Source organism: Streptomyces sp. NPDC059398 (genome assembly GCF_042751845.1).
In the GTDB taxonomy this organism is placed as follows: domain Bacteria; phylum Actinomycetota; class Actinomycetes; order Streptomycetales; family Streptomycetaceae; genus Streptomyces.
Map to the genome: position 1 here is coordinate 137,235 of NZ_JBHYWP010000003.1, position 20,624 is coordinate 157,858.

A 20,624-nucleotide genomic window follows, 5' to 3' on the forward strand; every position below is an offset into this window, starting at 1 on the left:
GTCCGGGGCCGACCCCGCGACTCGGTCATCCGGGCCGGACGGCGTGCAGCGGACGGAACGGGCGGCGGGGACCGGCCCGTGGATGGACCGGTCCCCGCCGCCCGTTCGGCCGGTGTGGGGGCGTCAGCCGGCGGTGGGGGCTCCGGCCACCCGGCGTTCGCCGCCGTTCAGCTCCTGCCAGTACCGGTAGACATCGACCGCGCCGTCGTGCGACTCGTGGCGCATGGGCAGCCGGCGCTCGGTGTAGTCCTTGGCGAACTCGCCGTAGAAGGTGTCGAGTTCGAAGTACTTGCGGTCGTCGACATAGTGCGGCTCGTAGGCATCGCGGGTGGTGAGGAAGACCACCTCGTCGGGGGAGCAGTAGTACAGCGCCCCGAGGCACATCGGGCAGGGGTGGGCGAGGACGTAGATGGTGGCGCCCGCCAGGTGCTCCGTGCCCAGTTTCACGCATGCCTCACGGATGGCGAGGACCTCGGCGTGGGCCGTCGGGTCGTTGGTCTGGGCGACCTTGTTGGGGCTCTCGGCGAGGACGGCGCCGTCCTTGACGATGACGGTCGCGAACGGCCGGCCGCCGTCGGCGACGTTCTGCCGGGCGAGGTCGATGGTGCGCTGGGCGAAGTCCATGAGGATTCCTCCGGGATGTGAACGCGGGTGTGTGCGGGGGTGGCGGACGGGGACCGGATCCCGCTGCTCAGAAGGGCTTGGTGGGCAGGTACTTGCCGTCCAGGGTGATGATGGCGCGCTCGCCGCCCTCCGGGTCGGCGACCTTCCGCACGTCGAGCTTGAAGTTGATCGCGCTGATGATGCCGTCGCCGAACTGTTCGTGGACCAGCGCCTTGAGCGTGGTGCCGTAGACCTGCAGCATTTCGTAGAAGCGGTAGATCGTCGGGTCGGTCGGGATGCCGCCGGGGATCGAGCCCCGGGCCGGAATGGTCTGGAGCAGCGTCACCGCGTCGTCGTCCAGACCGAGCAGCCCGGCGACGGACTGCGCCGCCTCGGCGGGCAGGGCGTGCTGGCCGAGTACGGCGGCGGTGGTGAAGGCCGGGGACAGCCCTGCCGCGTCGGCGATCTGCTGCCAGGTCAGGTCCTTGCGGATCTTGGCCTCGACGGCGGCGACGGCCAGGTCCTGACGGGCGGTGGGGTCCAGCTGGGCATGGGTCATGAGCTTGGTACCTCTCGGTGTTCTGTGTGCCGCTTCCCGGGAGCCCGGCTGCGGCGGGTCATGAGCGGGTGGACGGCGAATCCGGGCGCGTGCCACGGCGGCCGGGTGCCAGGGGTGTACGGGGTCAGGCGGCCAGGGCGGTGCCGCGGCCGGTCACGGGGTCGAGCTCTTCGACGGTGCCGGTGGCGATGGAGTAGACCCAGCCGTGCAGGGCGACCGTGCCGGTGGCGAGGGCGCGGGCCACCGGGGGGTGGGCGGCCAGGTTCGCCAGTTGCGCGAGCACGTTCCGCCGGATCAGCGTGTCCACGGCTTCCGCTCCCGCTCCCGGGCGGGGCGTGGCCGTGGTGGGGCCGGCCGCGGGGGAGAGGTCCGCCTGCCGCAGCCAGTCGGCGACCGCCGGAGCGCCGGTCAGGTCGTGGCCCTCGGCCAGGGCGGTCATCGCGCCGCAGGCGGAGTGCCCGCAGACCACGATGTCGGAGACGCCCAGCACCGCGACGGCGTACTCGATGCTCGCCGCGATCCCGTCGGCGGCGCCGGACCCGTGGGCGGGAACGAGGTTGCCCGCCGTGCGGATCACGAACAGCTCGCCCGGTTCGCTGGCGCAGATCAGCTCCGGCACGACGCGGGCGTCGGAGCAGCCGATGAACAGTGCCGTCGGGCGGTGATGGCCCGCCAAGTGGGCGAAGAGCTCCGCCCTGGGGGGAAAGATGTCCCGCTTGAAGCGCCGTACTCCTTCGGCGAGGCCGCCCATGGCCACTCCTTTCGATGGACGCCGGGCCCCGTGGGCCGGTCGGAATCCAGCGTGCACGACCTGTGGCTATAGCGTCCAAGACGTACTGGCCATCATTTCTATCGATGACATCTATAACGGCGTCTACAGTGGGAGACATGGCCCTGGAACTGCGTCATCTCCGCTATCTGCTCGCCGTGGCCGAGCACGGCAGCTTCACCCGCGCCGCCGAGGACCTGCGGATCTCACAGCCGACCCTCTCCCAGCAGATCAAGCAGCTGGAGCGCGGTGTGGGGGTGCAGCTGCTGGACCGTACCGGCCGCGCCGTCTGTCTCACCGACGCGGGCGAGGCGTACGCGCACTACGCACGCCGGGCGCTGCGAGACCTGGCGGCCGGTGAACGGGCCGTCGCCGATGTCCAGGACCTCTCCCGGGGCAGCCTTCGGCTCGCGGTGACCCCGACCTTCACCGCGTATCTGGTCGGGCCCCTGGTCGCCGAAGTGCACACCCGCCATCCCGGTATCGCCCTGGACGTAAAGGAGATGACGCAGGATCACATCGAGTCCGCCCTGCTCGCCGACGCACTCGACCTGGGAATCGCCTTCGACGGCCCGCATCTGCCCGGTATCGCCGCGACTCCCCTCTTCACCGAGACCCTCAGCCTGGTCACCGGCAGTCCCGGTACGGAAGGTGGCGGGCCGCTGCCCGTCGGGGCCCTCGCCGAGCGCCATCTGGCCCTGCTCAGCGACGACTTCGCCACCCGCGGCCACATCGACGCCTACTTCGCCGGGCAGCGGGTCAGCCCCCGCATCATGGTGGAGGCCAACTCCATCCAGGCGCTCACCGAGATCGTCCGGCGCACCGCGCTGGCCACCGTCCTGCCCGACGCCATCACCCATGACCACCCGCACCTCCACCCCGTCCCGCTGGAACCGCCCCTTCCGCGGCGCACCGTGGCGCTCCTCCGGCGCGAGAGCGGATACCGGAGCGCCGCCTCCCGCGCCTTCACGGACGTCGTCCGGCACCTCCTGAGGGCCCGCGGCTACATGCCCGCCTGACTGAGCCCGTACGGCGGGAGAGGCGGGAGCCGTTTCTGCCGGAGCCGCGGCAGGGAGCGCGGCTTCGCGAGCCGCCTGCCCCGGGCAGACGGCGGGCTCCGCGCGAGATGAGCGCTGCCGGCTACAGCTGGTAGTCGATGGCCTCGGTGCCCAGCACGTTCAGCAGGGCCAGTGCTTCGGCGTCAGGTGATCCCAGCGGTGCGCTGTAGAGCACCAGGCGCTGGTCGCGGTCGGAGAGAGCGAGGTTGTCGCAGTCCACGGTGATCTCGCCGACGACGGGATGGCGGAATGTCTTGGTGAGTGTCGGGGCGGCCTTCACCTCGTGCCGCTCCCACAGCCGGGCGAAGTCCGGGCTGCCCGCGCGGAGTTCGCCGACCAGGCCGGTCACATCGGGGTCGGCCGGGTAGCGGGCCGCGGTGGCGCGCAGCTCCAGCACGACGTTGTGCCGGAACTCGGAGACGTCGGACACCCCGTACAGAGTGCGGCCGGTCCGCCGCGTCCCGAGGAACGCAAGGCGGGCAAGGTTGCGCTCCTCGGGGGGAACGGCCGCGAAATCCTCCATGAGAGCGGCGGCGAGGCGGTTCCAGGCGAGCACCTCGAACGTCGCGGACACGACCAGGCCCGCCGTCTGCGGCAGTCGCTCCAGGAGTGCGAGGATGCTCGGCCGGACATCACGCTGGTGCCTCCGGTTACGAATCCGCGCGGTACCCGCGAGGACGTGGAGGTGGTCGGTCTCGGGGTCCGTGAGCCGCAGCGCACTCGCGATCCCGGCGAGAACCTCGCCGGACGGCCGGGGTGCGCGGCCCTGCTCCAGACGGATGTAGTACTCCGTGGAGATGTGCGCGAGGACCGCGGTCTCCTCCCGCCGGAGCCCGGGGGTTCGCCTGCGCGGTCCTGAGGGGAGACCGACGTCCTGCGGCGTGAGCCGCTCGCGGCGGCTGCGGAGGAACGCGCCCAGTTCCTGCTTGTCCATGCCCCCAGTGTGCACGGGGTACGGCGGCCCTTCCTGGTACAGCCTGTGCCTGTATCCGGTCCGGCCGCCGCTCCAAGACTGTTGGCATGACGAACACCGACATGACGAACACCAAGGACTTCACATCTGCCGGCCTGCTCACCGGCAAGGTCGTCTTCATCACCGGGGCCAGCCGCGGCATCGGCGCCGCGGCGGCCAGGCTCTTCGCCCGCGAAGGGGCGGCCGTGGTTCTCGCGGCCCGTGGGACGAGCGCCCTCGACGGGATCGTCACCGGCATTCGCGCTGACGGCGGCGTCGCCCATGCCGTCCCCATGGACCTCGCCGACCGCGTGAGTATCCGCGCGGCCGTCGACCGGGTCGGGGAACTGCACGGGAAGCTGGACGGGGCCTTCAACAACGGTGCGGCGATCCAGCAGCCCGGCCCGCTCGACACCACCAGCGACGAGGACATCGACGAGCAGTTCGCCGTGAACTTCCGCGCGCACTGGACGGCCATGAACGCGCAGGCGGCCCTCATGCGGAGTGGGGGCGGTGGCGCCATCGTCAACACATCGAGCATCGGCAGCCGTCGCGCGAACCCGGCCCTGCCGGCGTACGGCGCGATGAAGCGGGCGCTCAACAGCCTCACCGAGACCGCCGCGGTGAGCTGGGCCCGCGACGGTATCCGCGTCAACGGCATCACCCCGGGCGGCACCGACACCGAGATGATCGACGCGTGGGAGGCGGCAACCCCCGGCATCAGGGCCCAGGTGACCAAGTCGGTCCCGCTGGGGCGGATGGCGGAGCCGCGCGAGGTCGCGGAGGCCGCCGCGTGGCTGCTCAGCGACCGCGCCGCCATGGTGACCGGGGCGGTGCTTCCGGTGGACGGCGGGGCCGGTGCCTGACAGCACGGCGCTCATGATCACCTGGAAGCGCTCGCGAATCCCGGAACTTGCGTCCGTTACAGCCGGCTGCCGGAACCCGCGGCAGCTACAGCCGGCTCCCCTTCAGCGCCATGTGCAGCAGCAGCCGGTCCTCGCCCTCGTCCAGGTCGAGGCCGGTCAGCTGCTCGATGCGGGTGAGGCGGTAGTAGAGGGTCTGACGGTGGATGCCGAGCGCCGACGCGGTACGTCCGGCCTGGCCCGCGCAGTCCAGGAACACCTCGGCGGTGTGCGCCAGTTCGGTATGGGACGGCGCGGTGAGGTCCCGTACCACCGGGTCCTGTGCCAGCCCCCGGGGGAGCGCCGTCAGCAGGCGGTACGGGCCGATCGACGCCCACTCGGCGACCGGGCCGAACCGTGGCTCGGCCGCCGCGGCGCGGGCGGCCGCCGCCGACTCCCGCCAGGAAACCGACAGCTCGCCCAGACCGTGCCGGGCCGGTGCCACCCCGGCGGTCGCCCCGGCGCCCGCCAGCTCCGCGAGCCGGGACGCCGCGCTCAGGGCCGGCGCGAGGGTGCCCGCGCTGCGCACCCTGATCAGCGCGGCTAGAGCGTACGGACCGCCCTCGGCGGGCAGGGCGTCGGCCGCGCCGCCGCCCGTACCGGATTCCGCGACGCCGGGAGTCCCACCGGGGCCCGTCCCCGGCAGGGTGCAGAGCGCGGCGGCGGCCGGTACGGGGCGCACCGGGCGGTCCTCGTCGGGCCAGGGCACCACACACACCATGGCGTGCAGCCCGTCCGCACCCGGTCCGAGCGCCGTACGCAGCGCGGCCACCGCCATGTCGCGCGGCCAGCCGCTCTCGGCGGTGAGCACCGCGCGGAACTCCCGGGAGAGCCCGGCACCCGCCTGCGCCTCGTCGAAGAGCAGGTCGCCGATGCGGGCGGTCACCTCCATCGCGGCTGCCAGCCGGGCGGCCGTGGGGCCCGGGTCGGAGTCCAGCAGCCACACATATCCGTACACGGTGCCCCGATGGCGTACCGGCAGACAGATCCGGCCACGGTAGACACCGGCCTCCGGGGCGGCGGGGATGCGGACCGGGCCGGTGGCGCGGGTGATGCCGAAGTCCTCGAACCAGGAGCGGACGGCCGGGGTGGACCGCCGGGTGAGGATCGAGCGGGTACGGACCGGGTCCATCTCGCTGTCGTCCTCGCTGTTGTGCGCCCCGAAGGCGATCAGCCCGAAGTCCCGGTTCTCCAGCGTCGCGGGGGCGCCGAGCAGTGCCGAGATCTCGTCGGCCAGTTCCTGGTAGTCACCTTTCACCCCCACATTCTCCCACCCCTTCAGACATATGTCTGAGATCCAGTCCACGGATGCGTGACAGCTGTCGATGGCAGAACACCGGGGCGGTACCTAGATTTCGAAGTGGTTCTCCGTGCTGTACCGGTCCGATTCGGTCGTGCCGCTACGGTCCTCGTTCGTACTTTCGGTTGGAGGTGCCCCGTGCTGGCTCCCGTGATCCTCGCTGCGGCGCGCAGTGACAAGATGCGCCGGTTCATTTCGGCCGCCCCGGGCACCAAGCAGGTCGTCGACCGCTTCATCGCCGGTGAGACGGTCGACCAGGTCGTTCCGGTCATCGAGGACGCCGCCGACAAGGGCCTTGAGGTCACCCTCGACGTGGTGGGCGAGGACATCACCACCCCCGGGCAGGCCACCGCCGCCCGTGACGCCTATCTGGAGCTGGTCGGCCGGCTCAAGGACCTCGGCCTGGGTGAGAAGGCCGAGATGTCGGTCAAGCTGTCGATGTTCGGGCAGAGCCTGGAGGGCGGCCACGAGCTGGCGCTCGCCAACGTCCGCCAGGTCGTCGAGGCCGCCGCCGCCATCGGCACCACGGTTACGCTTGATGCCGAGGACCACACCACGCTCGACTCGATGTTCGCCATCCACGAGGAGCTGCGGAAGGACTTCCCGCAGACCGGCTGTGTCATCCAGGCCTACCTCTTCCGCACCGAGGGCGACGCCCGGCGCCTCGCCGCCGCGGGCAGCCGGGTCCGTATCGTGAAGGGCGCCTACAAGGAGCCCGCCTCGGTCGCGTACCAGGTCAAGGCTGAGATCGACAAGGCGTACGTCCGGATCCTGAAGATCCTCATGGACGGCGACGGCTACCCGATGATCGGGTCCCACGACCCGCGTCTGATCGCCATCGGCCAGGAGCTGGCCCGCAGGGCCGGGCGGAAACTGGATGAGTACGAGTTCCAGATGCTGTACGGCATCCGCAGCGACGAGCACATCCGGCTCGCGGCCGAGGGCCACCGGATGCGCGTCTACACGGCGTACGGCACGGACTGGTACGGCTATTTCATGCGGCGCCTCGCGGAGAAGCCGGCCAACCTGCTGTTCTTCGGCCGCTCCGTGCTCACCAAGGGCTGACCTGCCCGCTGACCACCGCACCTCAGACATGAAGGAGACAAGGCACTCATGGACGCTGTGACCCAGGTCCCCGCTCCGGTCAACGAGCCGGTCCACTCCTACGCGCCGGGCTCCCCGGAGCGCGCCCGGCTCGAAGCCAAGCTCAAGGAGCTGGCCGACAACCCCATCGACCTCACCATGACCATCGCGGGTGAGAAGCGGATGGGTGGCGGCGAGACGTTCACCGTCGTCCAGCCGCACAACCACCAGTCCGTCATCGGCACCGGTGCGCACGCCACGCAGGCCGACGCCCAGGACGCGATCGACGCCGCGCTGGCCGCTGCCCCCGCCTGGCGCGCGATGTCCTTCGACGACCGTGCCGCGATCATCCTGCGCGCCGCCGAACTGCTCTCCGGCCCGTGGCGCGAGACGATGGCCGCCTCGACCATGCTCGGCCAGGGCAAGACGGCCCAGCAGGCCGAGATCGACACCCCCTGCGAGCTGGTCGACTTCTGGCGCTTCAACGTCAAGTACGCCCGTGACCTGCTGGCCGAGCAGCCCCCGGCCAACTCCGCGGGTGTCTGGAACCGGCTCGACCACCGGCCGCTCGAAGGCTTCGTCTACGCGATCACGCCGTTCAACTTCACGGCCATCGCGGGCAACCTGCCGACCGCCCCGGCGCTGATGGGCAACGTCGTCGTCTGGAAGCCGTCCCCGACGCAGACCCACGCGGCCGTCCTGCTGATGGAGCTGCTGGCCGAGGCCGGTCTCCCCAAGGGCGTCATCAACCTGGTGACGGGTGACGGTGTCGCGGTCTCCGAGGTCGCGCTGAACCACCGCGACCTCGCCGGTATCCACTTCACCGGCTCCACGCCCACCTTCCAGTACCTGTGGAAGACGGTCGGCGAGAACATCGGCAAGTACCGCACCTACCCGCGTCTGGTCGGTGAGACCGGCGGCAAGGACTTCGTGGTGGCGCACCCCAGCGCCGACCGCGCCGTGCTGAAGACCGCGCTGACCCGCGGCTCGTTCGAGTACCAGGGCCAGAAGTGCTCGGCCTCCTCGCGCGCCTACGTTCCCGCCTCGATCTGGAACAGCGGCTTCCGCGAGGAGTTCGCCGCCGAGGTCGACGGAATCACCATGGGTGACGTCACCGACCTGTCGCACTTCATGGGCGCCGTCATCGACGACCGCGCGTTCGCCAAGAACAAGGCCGCGATCGACCGGGCCAAGTCCGACCCGACCTGCACGGTCGTCGCGGGCGGTAGCTACGACGACTCCGTCGGCTACTTCGTGCGGCCCACGGTCATCGAGTGCACCGACCCGGCCAACGAGGTCTTCACCACCGAGTACTTCGGCCCGATCCTCGCCGTCCACGTCTACGACGACAGCAAGGCCGGCTCGTACGACGCGATGCTCGACCAGATGGAGTCGGCGTCCGACTACGCCCTGACCGGCTCGGTCATCGCGGCGGACCGCGCGGCGGCCGCACACACGATGGAGAAGCTGCGCTACGCGGCGGGGAACTTCTACATCAACGACAAGTCGACCGGCGCCGTCGTCGGCCAGCAGCCCTTCGGCGGTGGCCGCGCGTCGGGCACCAACGACAAGGCCGGCGCCCCCCAGAACCTCCAGCGGTGGACCCTGACCCGGGCCATCAAGGAGACCCTGGTCCCGCCGACCGAGTACACCTACCCCCACCAGGGCTGATCCCACCGGGGCCGATCCCCGGCCCGCCCACTGAGACACCGCCCCCTCCCGGTCCCCCGCCGCGAGGGGGCGGTTCCATGTCCGGCCCAGCCCGGCCTCCTCCGCCCGGAGGTGTGCCGCCGCCGAGTGCGGGCCGTAATTCCGGTGGCCCGCACCGGCGGTGACGGCGCACCCTTGCCGCATGACAGAGCAGATCACCCGGCACCACTCCGACGCGCAGCGCGCCACCGGCGCAGAGCCGGCGACCGAACCGGATCACCGCGTCCGCGCGCTGCACACCGAGTCGACGGTCACCGTCTACCAGGCGTACACCCCGTCCATCGGGCGGCCGGCGGCTCGGGACGGACGGTTCCCCGCGGCTTGGAAGCGCGACCGGATGACCTGGATCAAGCCCTCCTTCCTGTGGATGATGTACCGCTGCGGCTGGGCGGCGAAGGAGGGCCAGGAGACCGTACTGGCCGTCGAGATCAGCAGGTCCGGGTTCGACTGGGCGCTGCGGCACGCCTGTCTCTCCTCGTACGAGCGGACCGTCCACGCCGATCAGGCCGCCTGGAAGCGGGAGTTGCAGCGGTCCCCGGCTCGGGTGCAGTGGGACCCGGAACGCGACCTGTGGCTCAGGCCGCTGCCGTACCGCTCGCTGCAGCTGGGACTCTCCGGTGACGCCGCCCGCCGGTACGCCGACGAGTGGACCGTTTCGATCACCGATGTGACCCCGCTGGTCCACCGGATCCATGCGCTGGTCCTGGCCGGTGACGCGCCGGGCGCCGCCGCGCTGCTGCCCGGGGAGCGGCCGTATCCGGTGTGAGCGGGGCGGAGATATGCCTGTGCGATGGTGTGCCGCAATGGTGATGGTCCGGTGTGCGTGCGCAACTTCTTCCGTCGTTCGAGCATCTAAGTGCTGATACGCATTCATGAATCCACACAGGAGAATCACTTTGCGCCAGCGCATCAGCTCCGTGTCCGCCGTCGCGGCCGCACTGCTTGCCGTAGCCCTCGCACCGGCCGTCCAGGCGCACGCCGATGATGCGGCGGCCCCGGCTCTCGTGGTGTCCGAGCTTTCCAGCGATCCGTGGAAGCCGGGCGAGGTCCGGACGGATTCCCTGACGTTCACCAACCAGGGCGACGCGCCTGCCGACGGTGTCACGCTGCGGCTGCGGATCACGCGCGGTCTGTCCTTCCCCGGCCATGCGGCGGGCTGTACGTACTCCACCGACAGCGACCAGGTCTCCGTTGCCCTCTGCCACTTCGACAAGGTCCTCGCGCCCGGCCAGCACTTCACCACGCCCATCGGACTCAAGGTGCTGCCGAAGGCGCTGATGGAGAACGTGGAGTACGGCACGGGCACCACCGGCGGTGACCCGGAGTCGGGATCGACCGCCCTCAGCTACCGCTCGCTGGCCGTCACCGCCGACAACACGGCCGATCTGGCGGCGGTCGGCGGCACGGCGAAGGGCAAGCCGGGCGACAAGGTCAGGGTCACCGCGGGGCTGCGCAACGAAGGCCCCGGCTGGATCGACGACAACACCAGCGACGACCAGCCCGCGGTGATGGTCGACATCCCCGCGGGCACGACGGCCGTCGAGGTCCCCAAGGACTGCCAGCCCTTCGGGATCGACGGGCCCAGCGGACCGTCGGCGCCGGGCAAGCGGAAGTACGTCTGCCTGCCCCCGGACCACATCTTCGAGGTGGGGTCGCTCCACTCGTACCCGTTCGTGCTGAAGATAGAGAAGGGCGCGAAGGACACGTCGAGCGAGGTCAAGGCCACCTCGGTGTACGACATCCACCCGGTCTTCGACAAGAACGCCGCCAACGACAAGGCGAAGCTCACCGTCGACGTCACGGGCCCCGGTACGGGTCCGGGGACCGGCTCCAGCTCGGGCTCCGGTTCATCGGGCGGCTCCGACAGCGGTTCATCGGCGGGCGGTTCGGCCACCGGAACGAGCGGCGGTTCGGGCACCGGCGGTACGGACACGTCGGGCGGCCTGCACGCCCAGTCCGCCGGAGGCACGGGTACATCGGACTCCGGGGCCACGTCGGGCAGCTCCGCATCGGGTGGCGACGGGACCGGCACGATGGCGTCGACCGGCTCCTCCAGCACCACTCCGCTGATCGCCGGCGCGGGCGTCGCCGCGGTGGCGGCCGGTAGCTGCTTGGTGTTCGCCCTGCGCCGAAGGAACGCCGCCGGGGTGCGGTAGCCCGCGCAACCACCCGAGCGGGTCCCGATGATGACGAGGGGAGCCCCGGATTGCTCCGGCAGCTGTGCAAAGCCGGGGCTTTCCGGTGGCGGGCCCGGCGGCAGGAACGGCTGCGGGAACGACGTTGGCACTGGCGAAACCATGGACACGACAGATAGCGTCATGGGCTCCGGGGGGAATGTCAGCCATGCACACAGCCGTCGCTCTCCCGCCTCATCATCAGTTCACATGCGTGAACAGCGCCACAGGGGGATGCAGATGGATCCGGATGCCGGCAAGGATTTCCAGGGCATCAACCCGGACAGACTCGGCGACCTCATCAAGTCGATCAACACCAACTCGGGCGACGGGGCCGCGGCGGGCCAGCCGCACATCAACAGCTGGATGAGCCATGCGCGCCGCCTCCAGATGGACACCACCCGACTCACGAAGATGACCGGTCATCTCACCTGGGCACACGGCGAACTGCCCATGCTCCGGCGGCGCCACAGTCTGGCGATGGACGAGGAGAAGCTCGACAAGAACGCGGGCCTCGGCGGGGGGATGGTCGCGGCCGGGGCGGGCGACTTGGGCAAGTACAAGACCCAGGCCGCCGCCCAGAAGGCCGCGAAGAAGGATGCCAAGGCGTACAAGGACGGCGACATCGGCCTCGACGAGTACATGAAGATGCTCGCGGCCAACCAGACGGACCCGGACTACTGCAAGGCCGCGATGGACGAACTGGGCGACACGGCGCTCTACCGGCTCCAGGACGGCCCGATGATGTACGACCCCGGCAACCCGGACGCCGGTATCTCCGTCCTGGCCACCACCGTGGCCACGGCCATGCGGAACGGCACCACGTTCAAGGACGAGAACGGCGACGAGGACCTCCAGCACCTGTCGGGTCTCGTCGGCCACGCCAGCTTCCCGCCGGACGTGGTGGCGAACCTCGGCAAGCAGTGCCTGGCGCCGGGCAACTACATGTACGGGGAGAAGGTCTGGGACGCGATGGGGAACGACCCGGCGGCCTCCACCAAGTTCCTGCACGACAACATGGACGTGATTCCGGCCTGGATGAAGGACGACTCGGACCACCACGGGGGATTGCCGGACTATCAGGCGAAGGCGTTCGCGGGGGTCATCAGAGCGGGGACGCTGGACGGGCCGGGTGCGGACAAGAATGTCGCGGCGGACAACTCGGAGAAGCTGATCAAGTATTACGCCGGCCATTCGGACGAGCACACTCACTCGGAGATCCAGAAAGCGTTCGGCGACATCGTCACCTATCACTGGGACGACGTTCAGAGCATCCTGACCGACCCCGCCCCGGCGGACCCGGGGCCCGGACATGTCTCAGTGGGCGAGGACGATCTCCGGGCGTTCATCGACGAGGCGATGCGAAATCCGGACGCCACCACCACGATGATGGCCATGAGCAGCCAGCAGGGTCAGTACATATTGGACAACAACCCGGACAACGCACAGGCGACCCGGGCCAAGGGAATGCTCGACGGGATCTTCGGCGCCGAGGCGAAGAAGGTGTTCGGTCAGATGCAGGCCGAGGATTCGGCCAAGGCCGATAAATGGAACTCTACGATCCAGGGGCAGTTGACGGCTGTGACCGGTGCGGGAATCGAAGTCGCATTTGCGCCGAACGAGGCTGCTGCCAATATTTCCAAAGCTGCCGTCAACTATGCCTTGTCGGTGTTCATCGGGAATGTGAACCCGGATGAGGCGGACGAGAAGAAGGACAAGGCTCCGTACAAGGGGTGGCGTGACGAGTATTCTGCAGCCGTCCAGGAGAGTTTCAAGAAGAATCATGATCTGGGGCATCCCGGACAGTACGCGGATCAGTACTGTGACGGTAAGAAATTCCTTGATGATTCCGGACAGTTGGTGGACGGCGCATCCGCGGGGCAGAAATTGGCCTACAACGCGTGGCTGAACGACAAGAGTGTCGCCAACGCATCCGAGAAGACCTACAGCCAACTTGAACTGGCCCGCCTCAGTGGAGCGTCATCATAATGAAACGAAATGGCAGTCTCTGGGTTTCGGTTGTGGCGCTCGCGTCGCTCCTCAGTGCATGTGGAGGGGGTTCGACGAGTGCTGCGGACGGTAAGAAAGAGGCGGGGCGGACCCGTCGTCCGGTAGCTGAATCGTATTGGAAAATCTACCGTGCCGTAGGGGAGGAGGGTATGACGGCATCCGGTCGATTCACTGAGTGTACGGGTGGCAGCGTTGATAAATCGGTCATGTATGAAATTTATTCCCCTCTTGTGGAGGGGTCGCAGAAAGCAAGTGATGCAAGCTTCCTGGCTTCACTGCAGAAGAAAGTGAGCGATGCGGGCTGGAATCTTCGCCCATCGGGCAAGAAGGCCTATTCGGCCAAGGCGCATGGCGTGACACTCGTGGTCGTATTCCTTCAACGAGAAGCCGGCCAAGGGCCGCGGTTCTCGCTGTGGACGCGAAGTGCGTGTACGTCGGTGGGGAATGCGAAGAAGGAGCTTCTCCGCGACTACGGCAGCCAGTCGAGCGACAAGTACGACCCGAAGGACGCTGCTGCCTCCCCGGTTCCTTCTGGCTTTCCGGATCCGGATTCCTCGTCGTGAATCGGTCGACATCGCGAAACGCCTGCGGAGGGCTTTATGGCTGACAAGTCGGAAAAGAAGGTCCCCAGCCCTGTCTGGCAGGAGCTGGACGCTCTCTGCAAGGAGGTGTCCAAGGGCATCGCCTCCGTCGCGGACGCGCTCAAGGCGGCCGACAAGCAGATGGCCGGCGGCAAGGGCGAAGTCTGGGTCGGGAAGAACGCGCGGGCCTGGGGGAGCGACCTGCACGGAGCCAACACCGATCTGTCCAGGCAGGCGCATGGCTTCCTCGCGGATGTGCAGCGGCAGCGCGCCGCTCACCCCAAGGAGGTCACGGAGGCCGAGGCCGACACCGAGCGGCGGTTTCTCGCCGGGCGGATGGGCTGAGCCCCTGCGGAGTGCCGGTCCTAGTACGATCCCCAGACCCGAAGAACCCTTGCCTCACCGGGAGTTATCAGTGAACCGCAGTCGTGTCCTGCCCGCCGCCGTGTCCCTCGCCGCGGCAGCTGCCCTGTTGCTTAGCGGGTGCGGGGGTGGGGACAAGGGGTCGGACAACGACAAGATTGCCGGTGCGGATGACGGGGGAGCGAAGAAGACCGCGGCGCCGAGTTCACCTCCGCCGAGTAAGGCGTCCGGCATCGACCGCCCGGTGATGAAATTGCCCTCGGACGTCAGCCTTGTCTTCGACAGGACGAGCCTGTCCGATGCGGATCAGGAGGCAGCGCTGGCGGATGCCGAGAACTTCGTTCGTTCCATTGTGTACGGGGTGACGAAACAGGACGCGAATAACTCCGCCTACAAATTCTATTCAGAGTACCAAAGCCCCGCGCAGCAATATGCGAAGCAGCAGATCGCAAAGAACATCGAACTTGGCCTGACCGTGACTGGGGTGGGGCGCTACACCGGTGCCAAGGTTCAGTTGGTGAAGGGGGGAAAGAGTGCCGTGGCTACATTCTGCGACAACGACAGCAAGTTCTATAGCAAGGAAGTGAAGAGCGGTAAAACTCACCGGACCACGGAGAGTGTCAGTGACTACACCTTCTGGCAGGTCGGGATGACGCCGTCGGCGACAAACAAGGGACTCTGGCGCGCCAAGGAAATCAAGGTACAGGGCGACGCGACTCAGTGCAGGGGGTGAAGGTGCGCAGGCTGCTCGTAGTGTCGACGGTGTGTGTCTCAGCATTGCTGCTGGCCAGTGATCCTGCCATGGCGGGAGTGGACCCTGCGGCCGGGAAGGCCACTACAGGTTCCCAAGGCACCAAGGGCCCCAAGCAGACCATCGCCGCCCAGGTATCCATCAAGTACAGCTCATCCGGCAGCAGCGGAGGCAACGCAGGCCCCCTGGCGTCCACCGACTCCAACTGGACGCCGCCCGCCTGCTGGTACGCGCCCGAGTGGTCAGCCACCGAATTCCAGCAGTTCCGGCAGGGCGTCTACTTCTCGGCCGTTCACGACCCGGATCTCCCCAGTGATGTCCGCGGGGACATCTCACACGAGAACCAGCAGTACGCCGGTGACAACTACCACATCGACAAGGAGAAAGAGGGGATGTGGTGGGGGCCCCAGTACAACGACGACGCCTCACTCGCCGATCAGATGAAGTGCGACAGGGACCCGTTCTGGGTCAAGAACGGGGAGACCCCCGACGTTCCCGAGGCCATCAAGCCCGAGACGCTCGCCGGGCTGGCCTATCAGCAGATGCAGGTTCCCGGGACAAAGGTCAGTCTTGCCCCGGCCGGTGCCAGCAAGGTCAACCTGCCGACCTGGGCATGGCTGAACAAGGCTGATTTCAAACCGATTTCGGTGACCGCCTCCCTCGATGTCGGCGGCTTCCACGCCGAGGCGACGACCACGGCCAGGGCGGACTCGCTGAGCCTCGACCCCGGCACCGATGACGCACAGGTACTCCCGGCGTCCGGCCGGTGTGCCGTCGTCCACGGTTCCATCGGTGAGGCCTATGCGCCGGGCAAGGCCGACCGGACCCCGCCCTGTGGGGTGGTCTATCAGCGCTCGTCCGGCGGCGGCACCTTCAACCTGCGGTCCACCGCCACCTGGAAGATCAGCTGGACGGGGAGCGGAGGCGCGGGAGGCACCCTTCCCGACGGTGCGTACGGCGACGATCAGCCCATCAAGGTGCAGGAAATCCAGGCCGTCAACCGCTGACCGAGACCGGTCGTGAGGCCGGTCGTGAGGCCGGTCGTGCGGGCGTCGCGCTCTGCGCCGTTCCTTGATCGCGTCTCAGATAGTAGGAAGTCCGAGTAATTGTGCAGACAGGCAGGACCGGCTCCCCTAACGTGAAAGAAGCCGAACGTCTCGCTCGACCCAGCGACTGGCGGTCGTGAGCAGCGCCCGAAGCAGGCAACCCCTGCGGCGCCCGCTCCCCGCCCCCTCCGGCGCATCGATATCCCTCTTGCTTCAAGGAGTCGATCACCATGGCCGAGACGACAGTCCGCCGCGTCCGTCACACCGCCCGCGCCGCTCGTTCGGGCGAGTCCGACCGCCAGAACGCGGCAGCCGCCCTCCAGCGCGCACTCGACCGCCGTGACAACGGGGGCTCCACCGGGCACTGATCCCACCGGTCCCCGGCCGGCCCCTCACGTGTCTCCGGGCACGGCTGAGCGCGACGCACGGTGCCGGTGCCCACACAACCGCCCTGTGCCCCAGGGAACAGGGCGGTCATGTGTGGCGCAGGCGAGGCGGCGGTGAAGGTCTCGCGGGGCTGCCGGCCTTGTGGTCAGTGGCCCCGGCGGATCTCGAAGTGGTCGATGCGCTCGCCCGACTCGGCGAGCGCGCTGACCTTCAGCGCCGCCTGCCGGCCGGTCGTCACCTCCACCGCGAGGAACGAGTAGCCGGTGTAGCGCACCCGCGACCACTCCACGGTCTCGGTCGCCTTGGCGCCGCCCTTGACCCAGTGGTAAGTAGGCACGCTCTCCTGCTCGTTGAGGTGCCCCTCGTAGCTGTCGGGGGCCGGGAAGTCGTACAGCGACTTGCCCGCGCCGCCCGCGGTCACGTACACGATGCCGTCCCGCGTCGGGTCGGTCCGCTCGCCGATGGGCACCTTGCGCGCGACCTTGTTCCGCAGGATCGCGTCCGTACGCTCGTACACATGGTTGTGGCCGTTGATGACCAGGTCCACCTGGTGCTTCTCGAAGAGCGGTACCCACTCCTCGCGCACCCCGCCCTCCGACGCGTGCGAGTTCGTCGTCGAGAAGGCGCAGTGGTGGAAGAAGACCACCACGAAGTCGATGGAGCGGTCGGCGCGCAGTTCGCGCAGACGGCGGTCGAGCCAGCGGGTCTGCTTGCCGCCGCTGATGCCGTAGTTGGCGGGGATCTCGTACGAGACGTCATTGGCGTCCAGCGCTACGACCCCCACATTGCCGTGCACGAACGAGTAGACACCGGGCTGGTTGACCGGGTCGGGGCCGTTGTCCGGCAGGGTCCAGCGGGCGTTCTGGCCGCCGTAGCCGTCGGGGGAGTACCAGGCTTCCATGTCGTGGTTGCCGGTGGTCACCATCCACGGCACCGTCTTCGCGACGGTCTCCGTCTGGGCCAGGAACTGGTCCCAGGTGCGCGCGTCGTAGGTGTCCGTCTCCTGGCCGGAGCCCGATGGGTCCGCGTAGCAGATGTCGCCCGCGTGCAGATGGAACGCCGGGTTCTGTCCCAGGAGCAGCTGGTCGTTGCCGAGTGCGTGGTAGCTGACGCCCTGGTCGCCGAAGGCTGTGAAGGTGAACGGCTCGGCGCGGGACGGCGCGGTGCGGAAGGTGCCGAGCGTGCCCAGGTTGCGGCGGTCGGCCGGGTCGAACCCGTCGTGCCCGACCCCGTAGTAGTACGTCGTCCCCGCCCGCAGCCGGTCGAGTCCGGCATGCACGTAGAACTGCTCGGCGGCGGCGATCTTGCCGCTGTTCAGGCTGGGCGTCGTCAGATGCCGCACCTCGGCGCCGATCTTCCGGCTCAGGTCCCAGGGCGAGGTGCCGATCCGGATGTAAGGCCGCTTCACCGCGAACGGGACCTGCCAGGAGACCCGCATCTGTGTCCGGGGGTCGGCGCCGTACGCGAGATGCCGGCCGAACGGCGCGACCAGCGCCCCGTCGACGGCCGGTGCCGAATGGGCGGGGCTGTGCGCGGGCGCGGCCTGCGCGGACCGGGCGGGCGCGGCGTACGCGGAGGGCGCACCCAGCGCGGTGCCGGCTCCGGCCACGGTGACCGCGGCGCCCGCGGCGGTCGTACGGAGCACTCCGCGCCGGCTGAGCCGGGTGCGGAGATACTCGTGCTGCTCGGCCATGCTCATCCGGCCTGCGAGCTTCTCGGGGATACCGAAGCGAGGTGTGTCCATGGCCGACAAGGTGCCCGGCCGGGCTGACGCCCTCCTGCCCTACGGATGCCGTACGGGTGAACGGCGCCCGTACAGCAGATCACCTGTCCGGATACTGGACACGGCATGTCATCCCCTGGGACGAGCAGTAGGGTGCCGTCATGTCTCGCAGCCTCAATCTCGCAGTGATCCCCGGTGACGGCATCGGCCAGGAAGTCGTGGCCCAGGGCCTCAAGGTCCTGAACGCGGTCCTTCCTCAGGATGTGAAGCTGGAGACCGAGGAGTACGACCTCGGCGCCCAGCGCTGGCACCGCACGGGTGAGACCCTCCCGGACGCCGAACTGGAGTCCCTCAAGCGGCACGATGCCATCCTGCTCGGCGCGATCGGTGACCCCTCCGTGCCGTCGGGCGTCCTGGAGCGCGGCCTGCTGCTCAAGCTCCGCTTCGCCTTCGACCACTTCGTCAACCTCCGCCCCTCGAAGCTGTTCCCGAACACGGCCACCCCGCTGGCGGGCCGCCCGGACATCGACTTCATCGTCGTCCGTGAGGGCACCGAGGGCCCGTACACCGGCAACGGCGGCAGCCTCCGCACGGGTACGCCCGCCGAGATCGCGACCGAGGTCAGCGTGAACACGGCGTACGGCGTCGAGCGGGTCGTCAGGGACGCGTTCGCGCGGGCCCAGGCGCGCCCGCGCAAGAAGCTGACGCTGGTCCACAAGAACAACGTCCTCGTCTACGCCGGCCACATGTGGAAGAACATCTTCGACAAGGTGGCCCAGGAGTTCCCGGACGTCACCACCGACTATCTGCATGTCGACGCCGCGACGATCTTCTTCGTCACCCAGCCCGAGCGTTTCGACGTCATCGTCACCGACAACCTCTTCGGCGACATCCTGACCGACCTCGCCGCTGCCGTGACCGGCGGCATCGGCCTGGCGGCCTCCGGCAACGTCAACCCGACGGGCACCTTCCCGTCGATGTTCGAGCCGGTGCACGGTTCGGCGCCCGACATCGCGGGCACCGGCAAGGCCGACCCGACGGCCACGATCCTCTCCGTCGCCCTCCTGCTGCGCCACCTCGGCCACGAGTCCGAGGCGGCCCGTATCGAGGACGCGGTCTCCGCCGACCTGGCGGAGCGCGGTACCCAGCCGCGTACGACCGATGAGATCGGCGACGCGCTCGCGGTACGAGTAGCGGGCTGACCCGTCGACTGACACACCACAGCCGCCGGGTCTCCCAGACACCCGGCGGCTGTGTTTTGCGGTCCCGGGTGCGACCATCGAAGCCTGGACCGCATTCACGCCTTTCATCCGCGGCCACCCACGAGCGATAATCGGACGTGGGGCCGCGGTATGTGGGGAAGCTCGGACGTCCTAGTAGTGGCGTGAGCGCGGTCCGTCACACACAACCGGTGAAGGACATACCACTCATGACGACGCTCCCGATCGAGCTCAAGCCCTCATCCAACCCGTTGTCCGACGCGGAGCGGGAGGCGCTGCTGGCCCGCCCCGGATTCGGCCGCCACTTCACCGACCACATGGTGACCATCAAGTGGACGGAGGGACGCGGCTGGCACGACGCCCAGCTCGTCCCGTACGCGCCGCTCTCCCTCGACCCGGCGAACATGACCCTGCACTACGGGCAGGAGATCTTCGAGGGCCTCAAGGCCTACCGCCAGCCCGACGGGTCGGTCGCGACCTTCCGCCCCGAGGCCAACGCCAGGCGTTTCCAGCTCTCCGCGCGCCGCCTCGCCATGGCGGAGCTGCCGGTCGAGACCTTCCTCGCCGCCTGCGACGCGCTGGTCCAGCAGGACAAGGCGTGGGTTCCGGCGCACGGCGGCGAGGAGTCCCTGTATCTGCGTCCGTTCATGATCGCCACCGAGGTCGGTCTGGGTGTGAAGCCCGCCAACGAGTACCTCTTCATCGTGATCGCCTCGCCGGCCGGCGCCTACTTCGAGGGCGGCGTCAAGCCGGTCTCGATCTGGCTGTCCGAGGACCGGGTGCGGGCCGTGCCCGGCGGCATGGGCGAGGCCAAGACCGGCGGGAACTACGCCGCGTCCCTGCTGGCCCAGGCCGAGGCCGCCCGCCAGGGCTGCGACCAGGTCGCCTATCTCGACGCGGTCGAGCACAAGTGGGTCGAGGAACTCGGCGGCATGAACCTGTGCTTCGTGTACGGGGGCGGCGAGGGCCGCAAGCCGAAGATCGTCACGCCGCGGCTCACCGGCTCGCTGCTGGCGGGCGTCACCCGTGACTCGCTGCTCTCCGTCGCCCGTGACCTCGGCTTCGACGCGGAGGAGGGGCGGGTCTCCATCGACCAGTGGCGCAGTGACACGGAGAACGGCTCGCTCACCGAGGTCTTCGCCTGCGGTACGGCGGCGGTGATCACGCCCGTCGGTACGGTGAAGTCGGCCGGGGGCGAGTGGACGCAGGGTGACGGGACGCCCGGGGAGGTCACGCTGGCCCTGCGGGCCGCGCTGCTGGACATTCAGCGGGGGATCGGCGAGGACGTGCACGGGTGGATGCATCCGCTGGGGTGAGCTTTCTTCTTCCCGGGGGGCCGCCCCCGCCCCCCCGCCCCCCGCACCCGGGCGCCCCCCACGAAAACGGCAACGGCGGCGACGGCCGGTACGAGGAGCGGCGGGCAGGGGCAGACG

The 20,624-nt window shown here is 69.1% G+C and carries 20 protein-coding genes; 14 read left to right on the top strand and 6 right to left on the bottom strand.

Translation table 11 applies throughout. The features are described from left to right. Positions 1-123: 123 nt before the first annotated feature. The 3 genes from ACFXBC_RS02510 to ACFXBC_RS02520 form a co-directional block, all read right to left on the bottom strand. Positions 124-624 carry a nucleoside deaminase gene (locus ACFXBC_RS02510; RefSeq protein WP_385017756.1) on the bottom strand — a complete coding sequence of 167 codons (501 nt, stop codon included), beginning with the start codon at positions 622-624 and terminating at the stop codon, positions 124-126. Between the two features lie 67 nt (positions 625-691). After that, the gene (cynS, locus tag ACFXBC_RS02515) at positions 692-1,162 is read right to left on the bottom strand and encodes a cyanase (protein ID WP_385017759.1); all 471 of its coding nucleotides are present in this window, start codon (positions 1,160-1,162) and stop codon (positions 692-694) included. Positions 1,163-1,286: 124 nt separating this feature from the next. Then, positions 1,287-1,913, bottom strand: a complete 627-nt coding sequence (locus ACFXBC_RS02520; protein ID WP_385017762.1) for a carbonic anhydrase — start codon at positions 1,911-1,913, stop codon at positions 1,287-1,289. A gap of 137 nt (positions 1,914-2,050) precedes the next feature. Between ACFXBC_RS02520 and cynR the strand changes: the two genes are divergently transcribed. Further along, positions 2,051-2,950, top strand: coding sequence for a transcriptional regulator CynR (gene cynR / locus ACFXBC_RS02525; RefSeq protein ID WP_385017765.1), 900 nt, complete (start codon positions 2,051-2,053; stop codon positions 2,948-2,950). Between the two features lie 121 nt (positions 2,951-3,071). Here the strand turns inward: cynR and ACFXBC_RS02530 are convergent, their stop codons facing one another. Then, entirely contained in the window at positions 3,072-3,923 is an 852-nt protein-coding gene (locus ACFXBC_RS02530) for a helix-turn-helix transcriptional regulator (RefSeq protein ID WP_385017768.1), read from the bottom strand. Between the two features lie 86 nt (positions 3,924-4,009). Here ACFXBC_RS02530 and ACFXBC_RS02535 point away from each other — a divergent pair, with 86 nt between their 5' ends. After that, positions 4,010-4,807, top strand: coding sequence for an SDR family NAD(P)-dependent oxidoreductase (locus ACFXBC_RS02535; RefSeq protein ID WP_385017771.1), 798 nt, complete (start codon positions 4,010-4,012; stop codon positions 4,805-4,807). Positions 4,808-4,892: 85 nt separating this feature from the next. Here the strand turns inward: ACFXBC_RS02535 and ACFXBC_RS02540 are convergent, their stop codons facing one another. Then, the gene (locus ACFXBC_RS02540) at positions 4,893-6,101 is read right to left on the bottom strand and encodes a PucR family transcriptional regulator (protein WP_385017774.1); all 1,209 of its coding nucleotides are present in this window, start codon (positions 6,099-6,101) and stop codon (positions 4,893-4,895) included. 180 nt (positions 6,102-6,281) lie between these two features. Between ACFXBC_RS02540 and ACFXBC_RS02545 the strand changes: the two genes are divergently transcribed. The 10 genes from ACFXBC_RS02545 (at position 6,282) to ACFXBC_RS02590 (ending at position 16,229) form a co-directional block, all read left to right on the top strand. Further along, the gene (locus ACFXBC_RS02545) at positions 6,282-7,208 is read left to right on the top strand and encodes a proline dehydrogenase family protein (RefSeq protein WP_385017777.1); all 927 of its coding nucleotides are present in this window, start codon (positions 6,282-6,284) and stop codon (positions 7,206-7,208) included. A 48-nt stretch (positions 7,209-7,256) separates the two neighbouring features. Next, complete coding sequence (gene pruA / locus ACFXBC_RS02550; protein WP_385017780.1) at positions 7,257-8,897, top strand: L-glutamate gamma-semialdehyde dehydrogenase; 1,641 nt, start codon at positions 7,257-7,259, stop codon at positions 8,895-8,897. Positions 8,898-9,078: 181 nt separating this feature from the next. Beyond that, the gene (locus tag ACFXBC_RS02555) at positions 9,079-9,702 is read left to right on the top strand and encodes a DUF4291 domain-containing protein (protein ID WP_385017783.1); all 624 of its coding nucleotides are present in this window, start codon (positions 9,079-9,081) and stop codon (positions 9,700-9,702) included. A 130-nt stretch (positions 9,703-9,832) separates the two neighbouring features. Next, entirely contained in the window at positions 9,833-11,092 is a 1,260-nt protein-coding gene (locus tag ACFXBC_RS02560; protein ID WP_385017786.1) for an LAETG motif-containing sortase-dependent surface protein, read from the top strand. Between the two features lie 228 nt (positions 11,093-11,320). Beyond that, complete coding sequence (locus tag ACFXBC_RS02565) at positions 11,321-13,099, top strand: hypothetical protein (RefSeq protein ID WP_385017789.1); 1,779 nt, start codon at positions 11,321-11,323, stop codon at positions 13,097-13,099. Between the two features lie 170 nt (positions 13,100-13,269). Then, the gene (locus tag ACFXBC_RS02570; protein ID WP_385017792.1) at positions 13,270-13,683 is read left to right on the top strand and encodes a hypothetical protein; all 414 of its coding nucleotides are present in this window, start codon (positions 13,270-13,272) and stop codon (positions 13,681-13,683) included. 36 nt (positions 13,684-13,719) lie between these two features. Beyond that, positions 13,720-14,046 (top strand): hypothetical protein, encoded by a 327-nt coding sequence (locus tag ACFXBC_RS02575; protein WP_385017795.1) that lies wholly within the window; start codon positions 13,720-13,722, stop codon positions 14,044-14,046. A 70-nt stretch (positions 14,047-14,116) separates the two neighbouring features. Next, the gene (locus tag ACFXBC_RS02580; protein ID WP_385017798.1) at positions 14,117-14,797 is read left to right on the top strand and encodes a hypothetical protein; all 681 of its coding nucleotides are present in this window, start codon (positions 14,117-14,119) and stop codon (positions 14,795-14,797) included. A 68-nt stretch (positions 14,798-14,865) separates the two neighbouring features. After that, on the top strand, positions 14,866-15,822 hold the full coding sequence (locus ACFXBC_RS02585) for a hypothetical protein (RefSeq protein ID WP_385017801.1): 957 nt from the start codon (positions 14,866-14,868) through the stop codon (positions 15,820-15,822). 269 nt (positions 15,823-16,091) lie between these two features. Then, entirely contained in the window at positions 16,092-16,229 is a 138-nt protein-coding gene (locus ACFXBC_RS02590) for a hypothetical protein (protein WP_385017804.1), read from the top strand. A 164-nt stretch (positions 16,230-16,393) separates the two neighbouring features. Here the strand turns inward: ACFXBC_RS02590 and ACFXBC_RS02595 are convergent, their stop codons facing one another. Then, positions 16,394-17,992, bottom strand: a complete 1,599-nt coding sequence (locus ACFXBC_RS02595; RefSeq protein WP_385017807.1) for a purple acid phosphatase family protein — start codon at positions 17,990-17,992, stop codon at positions 16,394-16,396. A gap of 140 nt (positions 17,993-18,132) precedes the next feature. On the opposite strand from ACFXBC_RS02595, the gene ACFXBC_RS02600 reads away from it, so the two are divergent. Both ACFXBC_RS02600 and ACFXBC_RS02605 read left to right on the top strand, forming a co-directional pair. Beyond that, entirely contained in the window at positions 18,133-19,173 is a 1,041-nt protein-coding gene (locus tag ACFXBC_RS02600; RefSeq protein ID WP_385017810.1) for a 3-isopropylmalate dehydrogenase, read from the top strand. Positions 19,174-19,400: 227 nt separating this feature from the next. Beyond that, positions 19,401-20,507 (top strand): branched-chain amino acid aminotransferase, encoded by a 1,107-nt coding sequence (locus ACFXBC_RS02605; protein ID WP_385017813.1) that lies wholly within the window; start codon positions 19,401-19,403, stop codon positions 20,505-20,507. Positions 20,508-20,624: the final 117 nt, after the last annotated feature.